Here is a 13,881-nt window from a genome sequence, read left to right on the forward strand (position 1 = left end):
AGTAGAAGGTGGTTCACCGCGACCGAAGAGAAGTGTCCGGTTGTCGTGAAGTAAACCAAGGTGGCTCTGTCCTGTTCCGTGCGAGATCAGACCGCGAAGGTAAGAGGTCCCAGCGCTTACCTTCGCGGAGTCCCCCATGCCGACCTCCACACCTGCCGCATCGCCAAGCCGTTCTGACTCGCAAGCTTGTGCGATTGACAGTCCGATCGACGTCGCCTCCATCGACGACACCCTTCAGTCCATCCGTTCACGGCTCTACCCGCCCGAGGGCGAGGCGGTGACCGCGCTGATGGACCGCGTATGCGGTCACATCGGGCTGCTGTTGGTGGAGCCTCTCGGCCCCGAGGACGCGCAGCGCTATGTCATGCTCCACAACGCGAAGGAGTCGTTGGCGGGCGTCCCTCAACCCGGTGAGCCAGATGCCTATCGGTGGCGATACGTGATGTCGCTGGCCGCGGATTGCGAGGCCCTCCTTCGCCGCTGGATCACCTACGTCCAGCCCGAGGGGGACTACCAGGTGCGCTGTGAGCCGAACGGTATCGGGTACTACGTGATGGACAGCGTCTCCGGCTGCATCGCCTCTCAGCGCGTGGACGGCATCGCCCGGCCGGCGCGTCACCTGTCGGCCGCAGAGGCGGCGGCCTTCGCGGGCAGCCTCAACGACGCGCGGGAGATCCACCAGCCACAGCCCGCCGGCCGCCCCCAGTAGACCCCCGCCGCCCGCCCGGGTGCCCGGGAGACCTCTGTCCCTTGCACGACGGTTCCGTGCAGGGCTCCCGATGCACGACCCGGACGGGCGGCGGGCTCCAACCGCACGCCCTGACGGCGGTGACCGCCGTGACCCCCCACCCGAATCTCCGCACGTGAGCGAGAACCGCATGACGACGACCTACGACGACATCCACGACGCCGAGGGCGAGGCGCCCACCGGACCCGAGAGCGTTGCAGCCTCGCACGCGATGACGTTCGTCACCCAGGATGGCGACAGGGAGCTGGTGCGTATGCACGTGACCGGCATCCTGCCGATTCCCTGCTTCGGGGACCGGATCGGGGTTCACGGTCACCTCGTGTCGGTCACGGACGTGAGCACCAACTACGGCCGCGACGAGAGCGGTCAGATCATGGTGGACACGGTGGTGCGCATCCTCGCCGAGGGAGACACGGACCTGTGACCAACCGCCGACCCCACGCCGCCCCGGTGCCGAGGAGCCAGCCGGGGTACCCTCCGCACGCCCTCGACCACGAACGGGAGATGTGGAACCGGTACGCGGCGGCCACTGTGAGGCCGAGCGCCGAGCCGGGCTTCTGCTGGACGCAGTACCCCGGTCACGGACCGGGAGTCGAACTCCTCGGCGAGCCGAAGCGCACCCTGGACCTGGGCTGCGGCGCCGGCGGCGCCGTGGCGTACCTGGCGCAGCAGGGCATCGAGGCATACGGAGTGGATATCGCTCCGCTGATGGTCAAGAAGGCCCAGGAATGGTGGACGCACAGCGGTGCCACTTTCTCCTGCGCGGATGCGACCGACCACCTCACGTACTGGCCACGCTCTTACGACGCCATTTACAGCAGTTTCGGCGCTGCGTGGTTCTCCGACCCTGCAATTTTGTTTCACTGGGTGGAGCAGCGCCTCAAGCCCAGGGGGGTCTTCGTTTTCTCCCACGCTCCGGCGATCCCGGGTACGACTGGCCCGCAAGGGATGTACGAAGGAAGCTACATCGGCCCGGCGAGGTACGCCTACCGCTATGCCTATACCCCGGAACGCTGGGAGGCGTGGTGTAAGCGGGCAGGGTTTACGCAATCGAAGGCGGTCATCATCGATGCCCCGCAGCCGGGCCATATCGGCACCCTTCTGGTAACAGCCCGCCGGCGGATGTATCCGCACAACTAAATGCCAACTCCCCTTCCCTCTGCCGAGATCCTCGCGGCAGAGGGAAGGGGCGGGGTGGGTCGCCGGAGGACGGCGCCGGCGGCCCGCCCACCTCACACTCCAAAACTTCTACTGAACCGCCTAGTCGGCGTTCGGCTGGAGACGCTATGAGGGAAATGCGGCGCGGTGGGGACGCTGACCTTGTGCATGGCTACACGGTCAACAGGCTTACACGAATGGCGATGCTCGCGGTCACCATGCAAATCTGGCAGCAGCACCGTGATTTTCCCGCACGCGTAGACGTGGCTCGGTCAGCCATTGCTGAACACCTCTACGCCAGCGACGAGGCACCCGATGTCGAAACGGTACTAGGGGTGGCGTGCCGGGCTATCGCCGACCATGTCCAGGTCGTACACGGCGACTGCTGCCACGGCGACACCACAGCCGGGCACATTCCCGGAGTTGACTGGCCCTCACTCGGTTCCTGGGTTCAGCACGATGAATCCGATTCCGTTGTTGAAAACGTCGCTCTGTCGCAGATCTGGCCAGCGCTGTCGACCGCCCACCGAGAAATCTTCCTGGCCATCGCATTGTACGGCGACCGTGAGAAAGCAGCTCGCTCGCTCGGCAAGAGCCCGGCCTCCTTCGCCACTCAGTTAACCCAAGCGCGGCGGGAATTTCTCCGGCAATGGAACGAGGGTGAAAGACCTCGTCACTCAGCTCGCCATGGAGAGGAGCAGCCTCAACCTGCTGAAGTGCATCCGCCGTTCAACTGAAGAGGAGCTGACGATTCATGACGTCTAGCAACGGAAGCCCCAAGTCGGCCAACTGGGCGGACCAGGCATACGCAGTGGTGGACATTGAGCGCAATGGCCAGTTCCCACCGGACGTGGTCGAGATGGCGATTGTGCCCATCGTGGGGGGAAGATCGGAGAGCCGAAGACCTGGCTTATCTCTCCGACTCTTTCCATCACCCACATGGCGACGCGAATGCACGGGATCGGTAACCGAGATGTGACCGACGCTCCGCCGTTCGCCCGGTTCGAGAACGAGATCCGCGGGGCCCTGGAAGGGTCCGTATTCGTAGGCCACAGTGCCGAGATGGACCGTAACCTTTTGCAGCGCAAGCTTACAGGGTGGAATCCTTCGGTAGTGCTGAGCACAATGCCCATGGCCCGGATCTTTGCTCCGGAGCAAAGAGGCTTTCGCCTCGATACGCTGGCTGACGCCTTCGAGCTTACCGCCGATCTGCCGGAAGGGCTGAAACCGCGGCGGGCCACTTACAAGGCGCTCATCACCGCGAGACTATTCGTTTTGCTGGCGGAAAAGGCGGACCCCTGGGAAGGGCTGAACCGCCCAAACCCGGCCGACAGCGAAACCCAGACCCCCGTCTGACGTCCACTGGAGCCAAGCAACATGTGCAGCAATCTTGTGGATCTGACACCACATGAACATCAGGTCATCGATGCGCTATACGACTTTATCGACCGGCGCGGATACCCGCCAACGGCGCCCGCACTGGCCCGATGCCTGGACCTAAAGGTTATCCGAGTGGGAGGCTACCTCCGCACCCTCGTCTCACGCGGATTGGTCGCGAAAAGCGGCAGCGGAGCGGGTCCCGCGTACATTCCCATTAGGCCGCACAGTGATTGGATGCCTAGCCCGTCCCAGACGGATGATGCGCTCCGCGCACTGATCGGGTACGGCCGCTTCGCAGGTATTCTCGGTGCGTCCCCGAGTGTTGTCGAGAAGTTTCAAGGTGTCAGCCGCGAACTTCTTCACTCAGTAGCCTCTGAGGCCAGCCTCAGGAATCCGCAAGGGCAGGGTAAGCCCAACACCACTGGTCTTCGGCTGGGATCTCAGGAACGGGATCTTCACATAGCGGAGTGGCTGGCACTGTCAGCGCGGAAGGCGTCGCGGGCCATGGACGAGTGGAGGACCACGGGCGCGGCATGGCTGCACACCGGCCGTCATTTCGCGGCGGTGGCAATACCCGCCGATCTGCTGCATTCACTTTTCGAGACGGACGACCCCGCCGCAGTGGCCGCGAAGTTGCAGGTACTCAGGACGTCGGTGTTCTTCACCGCCGACCAAGAGCCCTGGTACACGGCTTTGCTGCCGCCCAGCGTGCAGACGGCATGGAATGTGCCGCCGACGACCGTTTCGAGAGGCGAACCCTATTGGGTGCCAGCACCGGGAGCAGGGCAGAGGGGCGGTTCCCCCCGGTGGGTGCTCCCGATGTCTGGGCCGGGCGCCCTCGGCTCCCCCGCGCTGCTCTCCTCCCTCATAGCCGGGGCCCTGCGGAGGGCACCGTGCAGAAAGGACTCCCCCCATGCCTATGACCCGTGACCAACCCCCTCCGGACGGAACGACACCGGCGTGCTACGTGCCCGCCCGGACCGGCGGCCCCTCGAAGTGGAACAGCCCGAGAGGCGGCACCGTACCGGCGCTGGCCGCCACGGCCGTACCGGCCTACTGCGAGACTCTGCCGCGCACGGCCCCATCGGTGGCCAAGGCCCGCAGGCTCATCTCCGCATCGCTGCGCGTCTGGTCGCTGGACGCAGGCGTGGCGGCAGCGTGCCTCATCGTCAGCGAGCTGGCGACGAACTCGGTAAAGCACGCCCGCGGTCCGACCGTACTCGTCCGGGTCTCCCGCCCCGGGCCGCGGCGCGTCCGGGTGGCGGTCGTCGACCTCTCCCGAACCCTTCCGACCCTGATCACCGCCGGCGTGGACGACGAAACGGGACGGGGCATGGCCGCGCTCGCTGACTTGTCCGCCGCGTGGGGCGCCGACCCATTGCCCTGGGGCAAGCGCGTATGGGCCGAACTCGACGTGCCCCAGGAGGACTCGTGAACGACCGCATCCCCGAGCTGCTCTACGTCGGCATCCTCATCGGCGTGCTCGTGCTCCTCACCATCGGCATCGCCACGGCGGACTGAACGGCCCGCGGCCCGCACAGGTGCACTGCGGTCCGCGGGCGGCCTGGCCCCGGGCCGGGCCCGAGCACCTGAGCCAGATTTGATCATGAGAGTCCGGGAGGTACCCGCATGGGCCAGTCCGAAGGTCACGCGCCGGGGCGGAGCGATACGCGCAACGACCTCCGGGGGACCGTCCACGGGCCCAGCCTTCAGGCGGCCACCATCCGCGGGGACGTGTACTTCGGCGCCGAGGCCCCGCCGCGCCTCCCGGTCCCCAGGCAGCTTCCCCCAAGGCCGCGGCACTTCACCAACCGTGAGGCAGGGCTGAGCGTCCTGGACCGCGCGCTGGTGAGGGCGCGCAGCGAAGACTCCTCCGCGCTCGTTGCGATCAGCGGTTTGCCGGGGGTGGGGAAGACGTCTCTGGCACTCTCCTGGTTACACAGCCGCAGCGAGGACTTCCCAGACGGCCAGCTCTACGCCGAGCTGGAAGGTCACCGGGACCAGCCGACCGGCCCCGACCAGGTGCTCCCCCGCTTCCTCCAGGCGCTCGGCGTGCATCCGGAGCACGTGCCCGTCGACCTCGCCGGCCAGGTGGCCCACTTCCGCACGGTCACGGCCGGCCGGCGTATCGCCGTGCTGTGTGACAACGCGTTGTCGGCCGCCCAGGTCCGGCCGCTGATGCCGGCGTCCGCGGGCGGCGTCTGCGTGGTGACCAGCCGCTGGTATCTGCGGTCCCTGGTGCTCGACGGGGCGGAGGTCGTCCAGCTCGATCCACTGGATACCGACTCGGCCATGGAGCTGCTGGGCAACCTGGCCGGCCACGATCGCGTCGCGGCCGACCCTGCTACCGCCCGCGCCCTGGTCACCTCCTGCGGGCGCTTCCCGCTGGCGGTGGTCGTCAGCGCGGCGCTGTTCACCGACAGGCCCGGGTGGAGCCTCTCCACGGCGCTCACCGGCCCTGCCGCCCACCCGTATCTCACACAAACAGAGGAGGTCTCCATGGAGACCAGGTTTGACGAGGTGTACAGGACGCTGCCCGAGGACGCCGCGCGGCTGTACTGCCGGATGAGCCTGCACCCCGGCAGCGAGTTCGATACCGGCGTCGCCGAGGCCGCAGCCGCCGCGCCCCCCGAGATCCCCGCGCCGGCCGACAGCCTGGAGGCTCTGGTGCACGCCAACCTCCTCGGCACGGACAGCCCCGGCCGGTACCGCTTCCACGACCTCGTCCACGAGCACGCCAGGCAACGCGGCGAAGCGGACGACGATGTCAATGAACGCGACCGGGTGGTACAGCGGATCATCAACCACTACCTCGCCACCGCGAACAGCGCCGATCACGTCGTCTACCCGCAACGCCGGCGCCCGGAGCCCGAGTACCTGCTCCCGCCGCAGGAGCCCCGTACGTTCGCGGACTTCGCCACCGCACTCGGCTGGCTCGATGACGAGCTGGGCAACTTGATGGGCGTCCAGCGGCTCGCCGCGGAGTACGGGCACCAGTCAGCCGCATGGCAGCTCGCGGATGCCATGTGGGGCCTGTTCATCCACAAGCGCTACTACCAGGAGTGGATCACCAGCTACGAGCTCGGCGTGTCAGCCGCCAAGGCTTGCGGCCACCACCTCGGCGAGGCCAGGCTGCGTAACGGCCTCGGGGTGGCCCTGCGAGAGGCCGGCCGATACGCAGAGGCCCACGGCGCCTTCGGGTGTGCCCTGCTGCTACGCATGGAGCTCGGCGACCTCCGGGGTGAGGCTCTGGTCCTGCACAACATGGGCCTGCTGTGCCTGCAACGAGACGACGAACCGAACCGGGCAGGCCACTGGTTCCGGGAGGCGCTGGACATCCGGGAACAGGTGTCGGACACCCGCGGGATCGCGCGGGAGCACTCCGCTATCGGAGAGGTGGAAAGCCGCCTCGGACACCATGAGGACGCCATCCGCCATCTCACCCGGGCCATGGACATGATCGAGGGGACAGGGGACCTCAGCACCGAGATCCCGGTCCGCCGCCGCCTCGGACAGGCGTACCTGCGCGCCGGCGACCGCCCCGCGGCGCGCACCCACCTCGAAACCGCGCTGGAGGCGCTTTCGGACGCCGGTACGGTCTTCGACCGGGGCACCCTGCACGAACTCCTCGGCGAGGTCGCCGAGCAGGACGCGGATCCGGCTTCGGCCCGGGACCACTACGACCAGGCCGAGGAGGTCTACCGCACACTCGGCGCCCTCCCGCACGCGGAACGCGTCGACGGACACCGGCGCCGCCTCGACCCCGGCGCCGGGCCGGACGCCGGCAGGGCCTGACACGTGGTTGACGTCAGCCAGCCCAGTACCGCCCGCATCCACGATCTCTTCCGCGGCGGGACGGACAACTACGAGTCGGACCAGATCGCCGCGTTGAGGATCCACCGGCTCGCCTCCACCACCGAGGAGGTACTTCGGGGCGCTCGCCGGGTGGCCTTGCGCACGGTCCGCCACCTGGCTCGCCATCACCGGATCGGCCAGTTCCTCGATCTCGGGTGCGGGCTACCCGACGTCGGAGTACAGCTGCACGAGGCCGCGCAAAAGGTCCGCCGCAACACGCGGTTCGTCTACGTCGACCGAGACCCGATGGTCCTCGCACACGGCGGCATGATGCTGGAGACCAACGACCACACCCGGGTGATCAAGGCCGATCTGCGCGACGGCGCCGCCGGCGTCTTCACCGGCGCCGAGGAGGGCGGCTTCTACCACCTCGACCAGCCGGGCGCGGCCCTGCTCGGCTTCATCCTCGACGAGCTCGACGACGCGGACGCCGACCGACTCGTCGGCGACGTCCGCGCCCGCCTCGCCTCCGGCAGCTACCTCGTCCTCTACAGCCTCGTCAGCGCCGACCAGCAATTCTGCCGCAGGGCCACCGCCCTGCTGAACGAACTCGTGCCCACCGGAGGCCGCGTACGGCCCCCCGGGCACGTCGCCGGCTTCCTCACCGGACTGAAGCGCACCAGACCCCTCGGCGACGTCACCACCTGGTACTCACCCCAGCACCACGCCACCGTCCCGCCCACCGGGTGGATCGCCTACGGCGGAATCGCCCGGATCCCGTGAACCCACCGACCAGGCCGGCCACGACCGCCTCAGCCGTGCGCGTGGCCGAGCCCCCTGCCCCTGAACCGCTGTTCGAGGACCTCACCCCGAAGGAGATCCTGTGTTATCCGCCTCGAAGGCCCTGATGGACCACTGCACGGCCTACAACTCGGAAGGCCGACGCCCCTACGACGAACGGAAGGCGCGATACCAGGTCGCCGCCGAACAGCTCCACCGCAGCGGTCTCAACAACGAAGACACCCTGATGGATCTCGGCGCCGGCGGTACCGAGCTGGACTACTGCCTGCGGCGCGAACACGACTGGCGCGGCCGATATGTTCCGGTGGACGGCTGGATCGACGGCACCGACCTGGAGACGTGGACACCCGCTCGTCCCCCCGCCTGGTTCGCAGCCTTGGAGATCGTGGAGCACCTCCAGGACCCGCAGCGGCTCATCGAGGTGATGAAGCGCGCGGGCCGCGGCTTCGTGCTGACGACTCCGAACCCCGCCGTGGTCGACGTGCTCGCCATGGACAGCGACCACGTACACGCCGTCACCCGCACCCAGCTCCAGGCGTGGGGCCTCCACACCAGCGTCCATACCTTCTACGGCACCCCCGACGACGGCCTGTGCGGTCTATGGACGAAGGAGCCGGTCCGATGAGCCCCCGCCGTACGCTGCCGCTGCTGCCCGTGCAGGGCACCGGCTCCACCGCCCCCGCGCCGGCCGTCGTGGAGCGGCTGCACTCGCTCCCGCTGCAAACCGTCGACGACATCCGCGCCGCCTTCCCCGGCCTCCCCGTCGAGGAGATCCCGGCTCCGGGCCACTTCCAGAACCTCCGGGTCCTGACCACGGCCACGTGCGCGATGCGCTGCGGCTACCCGGGCGACGACACCATGTGGTGCCACAACGAGGGCCTGGACCGCAACGGAGTGCAGGACGCCGACCTCGACGCGATGCGGGCCACGGTCGCCCGCATCCGGCACGACCGCGACATCACCCAAGTCACCCTCGCCGGACTCGAACCCCGGCTGAACGACGACTTCGTACGGTTCATCGCCCACCTGCGTGCGGACGGCATCGAGAAGGTCTCGCTCGTCAGCCACGGCCTGAAACTGCTGCCCTGGCTCGACCGGCTCAAGGACGCGGGCCTGTCCGACGTCGTCCTGAGTGTGCAGGCGTTCGAGCGGCAGGCGTACGCCGACATCATGGGTCACGACGCCTTCCCCAACGTCCTCCAGGTCATCGACCACGCCGCCACCATCGGCATGCCGATCGCGATCAACCGCGTACTCCTACGAGGCTTCCACCAGGACATTCCCGGCTGCCTCGACTGGATCGACCACCGCCGGCTCCGGGTCCGCCTCTACGACGTCATGTGGATGCCCCGCCAGGACGCCCAATGGCTGCGCAACCACATCTCCTGGCAGGAGATCACTCACCTGTGGGCCGACCGGACCGAGCGGATCACCGTGTGGACCTACGGACTGCCCGGCCGCGTCAACATCGTGTGGTGGCTGCACGGCGGCGCGTCGGTCGAGACGAACCTCAACCACCCGCGCACCCAGCACACCGCGCCCGTCTGCCAGAGATGCCGCGTCAAGGACGCCTGCCTGGAGGGATGGATGGGCTGCGGCATCCGCATCACCCCCGACCTCAAGGCCGCCGGCTGCGTCCTGCGGCCCGACCTCGCTTTGCCACTTGCCACCCCCGACGGCCGCTATGTTGAGGCCGCCCGCCTGGACACGTACCTGGCCGGCACCGACCACCTCACCTAGGAGAGCCCTTGCTGCTCGATGGCAAACGACTCGTCATCTCCGGCGTTTTGACCAGCGATTCCATCGCCTTCGCCATCGCCAGTCAGGCTATGGAACACGGCGCCGAGGTCATCCTGACGAACGCGCCGGGACGGCCTTCATCGATCATGGGCCGCATCGCCAAGCGGCTCCCCCGCACTCCGGTCGCCCTAGTGTCGGCCGACGTCACCCAGCCGGACGAAATGGACCGGCTCGCCGCCGAGACCGCCGCCCAGTGGGACCACGTCGACGGCATGCTGCACGCCATCGCCTTCGCACCCGGCGATGCCCTCGGCGGCAACTTCCTCAACACCCCCTTCGAGTCCGTCGCCACCGCCATGCACGTCTCGGCCTACAGCCTCAAAGCCATGGCCGTAGCCCTCAAGCCCCTCATGGAGAAAGCGCCGTCAGGCGGCTCAGTGGTCTCGCTCGACTTCGACGCCCAAGTCGCCTGGCCGATCTACGACTGGATGGGCCCGACGAAGGCCGCACTCGAATCCGTGAACCGCTACCTCGCCCGCGACCTCGGCCCCTCCCGCATCCGCGTCAACACCATTTCCGCCGGCCCCCTCTTCACCATGGCCGGCAAGTCCATCCCCGGCTTCGACACCCTGGCCGGCCCCTGGCAGGAACAAGCACCCCTCGGTTGGGACGTCCGGGACCCCGACGTGGTCGCCGGCACCGCCACCTTTCTGTTCAGCGACCTGTCCCGGGGCATGACCGGCACCATCCTGCACGTCGACGGCGGCTACCACGCCATGGGCGCCCCCGTTACGGCCCCCCGAACACCCCGGAACACTCAGCCGACGCAGGATGAAGACCCGGCACGCCGAAGGGGGCCGCCCGCGGGCAGCCCCCTTCTAAGTCTGAACCCGGGGTATTGGCCTGCCTCATCTACTTGCATAAAAGCGCACTAAACAGCCGCAACTCCATCCCCGCCTTCGGTGAGCACGTAATTGCTTTCGGCGGTGTCAACCTATCCCGTGGCCCTTTTCGGCTTCCTTACTGATCGAGTCTACCTAGGGGATGTTAGAGTTAGCTGGCCCAGCGCAGAATTTCTGAAGAATCTTCGACCCGATTCGGTGAAGGTCTTTCAGAGGGGTTCCGCTCTTGGTGAGGGCGACGGTGTCGTTGTGTGGCGGAAACTTCAATCACACAACTAGGAGCGTCATGATCTTCCTCCCCTCCGCTATTCTTCTCGCCCTCGCCATGGTGATCACGGCGGTTATGGTGATGCGTGATATGTGCGCCTGGTTGGCGCCAACCGGTCGCCATCGCCGGGTTGCGCCGCGTCGTCACGCGAAGTGTGGGGGGCTGCGGTGACGCCCCCGGCGCAGCCGTTGCGTCGCCTGCTGCTGTGCTGGAATGACGGTGCGACTCACGCGGCTTCGGCGGCACGGTCAGCGCTGCGAGACGCACTGACATTCCACGGTGTAAGGAGTTCGGCCGTTGATGATGCGGTCCTGGCTGCTTCGGAGTTGGTTGGCAATGCGGTGGAGCACGCAATCGGACCGTACGAGTTGTGGCTTCGGCAAACGGGACGAGATCTGATTGTGGAGATGCACGACCGAGATGCTTCACTACCGTGCATTCCGGCTTCCTTTCTCCGGGCAGCGGTAGCCGCCGCTGCCCGAGAGGGCGGACCGCTTCCCAGGGCGTTGGGTCTGGACGCTGAGCGGGGTCGAGGATTGCTAGTAGTAGAGGCGTTGACAGGTGGTTCCTGGGGTTTCCGTCTCGTGGGTGGGAGCGGCCGTGACGTCTGGAAGAAGGTCGCGTGGATGTCAGTACCGTCGTGAGGTCAATCCTGGCTGCTGTGCCCACTCGGATGGGTGCGCAAATCGCCGTCCGAAGAATCGGTTATTCGACCTACGGATGGGCCCTTAAAAGGTGGCACTGTCACTCGTACGAGCGACAGTGCCACCTTTGGCGCGTGGAGTTCTCGCAACATAGCGGCGTCAACTGACGGTAAGAGGCTCGGGTGGGAGGCGTCTCCGTCTGGGGCGTGTTACTCATTGTTGTACTCTGCCTACCGATAGTGATGAAGCGGGAGGTTGTGGTGGCGCGACGGTGGGCCAACGTGCATCTGCCGAGTGCGAGTGCAGTCATCGCCGGGGTGCTGCTCGCTGGCTGTGCTGGTGAAAATTCGTCTGATCTCCGACCGTTACCCGAGGGGAAGTCCGCTGAGACGGCGGCCTCACTTCGACCCGGAGTGGACCACGCGGAGGCACTCCGCGCTTACCGGGCGATGTGGGGTGATCTTGCTGCCGCAGCAGCGACTTCGGACGCCAAGCACTCAAGGCTGAAAGCGCACGCTTGGGGCGAGGCGTTGGAACTGCTGCGCTACATGATGACGGAGGATCGCAAGAAGGGCGTCGTCACCAAGGGGCGTCTTCGTCTTAGCCCCACCGTTGAAATCGGCGATGCGACGCGAGTAGTGGTCCGGGATTGCGCTGATGCCTCTGACTGGTTGCATTACACCCATGATGGCGCGCTTGAGGACGATGTACCCGGCGGCCATCACCGCGTCGATGCAACGGTCCGGCCGTACAGCGGAAGCTGGCGAGTGGAGCGTCTGTATATCGATCAGGTGGGATCATGCTGAGGTGCGAGTCCGCTCTGCCGATTGCAATGACGGCGGTGTGCATCGCAGTGGTGCTAGTGGCGCAGGAAGCGGCGGCTGACGACGGGCTGAGCACTGGCGCCGGATTGACGTGTGTACCCGGTGTGTGCGAGGCCGAGGCGAGCATTATCACTCGGAAGCTGGGCAGCCCGGCGAAGAGGAGGTCGGCCCCTCATCGAGGCGAGGTTAAGCCTGGCGGTGGTGGAAAGGTAACGGAGCCGCCGACGGTTACGTCAACTGGCTGGGAGTTCGAGCTGGGTGGCTTGGGTATTCTGCCGCGTTTCGATGGTGAGCAGGCGGAGAAGCGGAAGTCGGGCCGTGGGCGGCGGCAGGTTCCGGTGGGGGTCGTCGTCCAGCGGGCGGTGGAGCAGTTGAAGTTGCCGGAGCCGGTGATTCGTACGAGTCCGGATGAGGACTTTGTGCAGGTGGTGCGGGTGCCCACGTGGATGTGGGTGGAGCATTCCTCGTGGGGGCCGGTGTCGACGTCAGCTGCGGTGGAGGGTGTGCGGGTGACGGCGGTCGCTCGTCCGCGGAGGGCGGTGTGGTCGATGGGTGAGGGTGGTCAGGTTGTCTGCCGTGGGCCGGGGACTCCGTATTCGGGTGCGTACAGCCCCAAGGCGTCGTCGCCGGACTGCGGTTACACCTACCGGCGGGCGTCGTTTTCCGCGCCGGGCCAGGCATATCAGGTGTCTGTGCGGGTTGTCTGGGATGTCCAGTGGCAGGGGGGCGGCCAGGCCGGTGTGGTGCCGGGGCTGGTGATGGATTCGCAGCGGGAGCTGGTGGTGGATGAGGTGCAGGCCGTTGTCACGCGCTGACGGCTTGGAGTAGTTGGCGCCCGCCCCGGGCTTCTGGGCCGGGCGATGGATGTGGGTTTCTTTTGATCGTGAGGTGAGTTGATGGGTACCTCCATGCCTTCTTCGGGTCTGAAGGGCGGCGGGTTGCGGGTGCCGAGAGCGCGCCTGTCTGGTCCAGAGCAGCAGCCGGTGGTGACGGGGGCGCGGCGGCGGAGGCTGGGCTGGGTGTGGGGCGGGGTGGGGGCGGTGGTGGTCTCGGCGGTCGGTTTCACGCTGGTTGCTCAGGTGGTGGGGGAGCGCGATGAGGTCCTGGTGCTTGCCCGGGATGTGCCGGCTGGAGGGGTGCTGAAGGCGGGCGATCTGCGTCTGGTGGAGGTAGCGGCGGATGTGGGTGTGGTGCGTCTTGAGGATCGGGGCACGGTGCTGGGGCGGCGGGCGAAGGTGCCGCTGGTGGCCGGGGCGTTGCTCGCGCCGGGCCAGGTGGGCAGCAGTGCCGCCTTCCCGGCGAAGGGGTTTTCGAAGGTGGCGCTTGCTGTTGAGTCTGGCGGTGCGCCGCCGGATCTCGCTCGGGGGGAGCGCGTCGCGGTTCTTCCCAGTCCGGTTGGTGCGGAAGCGGTGGGCGATGAGGAGGGGGAGGCGTCTTCGGCGGTGGTGGGGACGGTGACGGGGGTGCGGGAGCCGGAGTCTGCGGGTGGGCCGCGGGTGGTGACGGTGCTGGTTGAGACGGGTGCGGCTCGGCAAGCGGCGCAGTTGGAGCATCCGCGGGTTGTGGTCCTTCCTGCTCAGGGGCGTGAGGCTCCGTGAGGCGGCTGGTCGTTCTTGGTTCG

General features: G+C 67.3%; 14 protein-coding genes and 1 pseudogene. All 15 read left to right on the forward strand.

What is annotated here, in order from left to right:
• The first annotated feature begins 136 nt into the window (after nt 1-136).
• On the forward strand, nt 137-709 hold the full coding sequence (locus tag DMB38_RS25935) for a hypothetical protein (RefSeq protein WP_125937179.1): 573 nt from the start codon (nt 137-139) through the stop codon (nt 707-709).
• Nucleotides 710-863: 154 nt separating this feature from the next.
• Complete coding sequence (locus tag DMB38_RS25940) at nt 864-1,172, forward strand: hypothetical protein (RefSeq protein WP_125937180.1); 309 nt, start codon at nt 864-866, stop codon at nt 1,170-1,172.
• A gap of 80 nt (nt 1,173-1,252) precedes the next feature.
• Nucleotides 1,253-1,888 carry a class I SAM-dependent methyltransferase gene (locus DMB38_RS25945; RefSeq protein ID WP_125939280.1) on the forward strand — a complete coding sequence of 212 codons (636 nt, stop codon included), beginning with the start codon at nt 1,253-1,255 and terminating at the stop codon, nt 1,886-1,888.
• A 215-nt stretch (nt 1,889-2,103) separates the two neighbouring features.
• Nucleotides 2,104-2,643, forward strand: a complete 540-nt coding sequence (locus tag DMB38_RS25950; RefSeq protein ID WP_125937181.1) for a hypothetical protein — start codon at nt 2,104-2,106, stop codon at nt 2,641-2,643.
• Between the two features lie 202 nt (nt 2,644-2,845).
• On the forward strand, nt 2,846-3,262 hold the full coding sequence (locus DMB38_RS25955) for a hypothetical protein (protein ID WP_125937182.1): 417 nt from the start codon (nt 2,846-2,848) through the stop codon (nt 3,260-3,262).
• 937 nt (nt 3,263-4,199) lie between these two features.
• Nucleotides 4,200-4,721, forward strand: coding sequence for an ATP-binding protein (locus tag DMB38_RS25960; protein WP_240662477.1), 522 nt, complete (start codon nt 4,200-4,202; stop codon nt 4,719-4,721).
• 470 nt (nt 4,722-5,191) lie between these two features.
• Nucleotides 5,192-7,081: a tetratricopeptide repeat protein gene (locus DMB38_RS25965; RefSeq protein WP_164716120.1), complete on the forward strand. Its 1,890-nt coding sequence runs from the start codon at nt 5,192-5,194 to the stop codon at nt 7,079-7,081.
• Between the two features lie 3 nt (nt 7,082-7,084).
• Entirely contained in the window at nt 7,085-7,864 is a 780-nt protein-coding gene (locus tag DMB38_RS25970) for an SAM-dependent methyltransferase (RefSeq protein WP_125937184.1), read from the forward strand.
• A gap of 100 nt (nt 7,865-7,964) precedes the next feature.
• On the forward strand, nt 7,965-8,507 hold the full coding sequence (locus DMB38_RS25975; protein ID WP_125937185.1) for a hypothetical protein: 543 nt from the start codon (nt 7,965-7,967) through the stop codon (nt 8,505-8,507).
• Nucleotides 8,504-9,622, forward strand: coding sequence for a radical SAM protein (locus tag DMB38_RS25980; protein ID WP_164716121.1), 1,119 nt, complete (start codon nt 8,504-8,506; stop codon nt 9,620-9,622). Before DMB38_RS25975 ends, DMB38_RS25980 begins: the two co-directional genes overlap by 4 nt.
• Before the next feature lie 8 nt (nt 9,623-9,630).
• Nucleotides 9,631-10,407 (forward strand): annotated as a pseudogene (gene fabI, locus DMB38_RS25985) (enoyl-ACP reductase FabI); the annotation flags it as partial.
• A 552-nt stretch (nt 10,408-10,959) separates the two neighbouring features.
• Entirely contained in the window at nt 10,960-11,436 is a 477-nt protein-coding gene (locus tag DMB38_RS37710; RefSeq protein ID WP_346429521.1) for an ATP-binding protein, read from the forward strand.
• Between the two features lie 530 nt (nt 11,437-11,966).
• Nucleotides 11,967-12,242 (forward strand): hypothetical protein, encoded by a 276-nt coding sequence (locus DMB38_RS25995; protein ID WP_125937188.1) that lies wholly within the window; start codon nt 11,967-11,969, stop codon nt 12,240-12,242.
• A 281-nt stretch (nt 12,243-12,523) separates the two neighbouring features.
• Nucleotides 12,524-13,075, forward strand: a complete 552-nt coding sequence (locus DMB38_RS26000) for a hypothetical protein (RefSeq protein ID WP_346429522.1) — start codon at nt 12,524-12,526, stop codon at nt 13,073-13,075.
• 81 nt (nt 13,076-13,156) lie between these two features.
• A complete protein-coding gene (locus tag DMB38_RS26005) occupies nt 13,157-13,858 on the forward strand; it encodes an SAF domain-containing protein (RefSeq protein WP_346429523.1) in 702 nt (233 codons plus the stop codon).
• Nucleotides 13,859-13,881: the final 23 nt, after the last annotated feature.

The sequence above is a fragment of the Streptomyces sp. WAC 06738 genome (assembly GCF_003945505.1).
Taxonomy (GTDB): Bacteria; Actinomycetota; Actinomycetes; order Streptomycetales; family Streptomycetaceae; genus Streptomyces.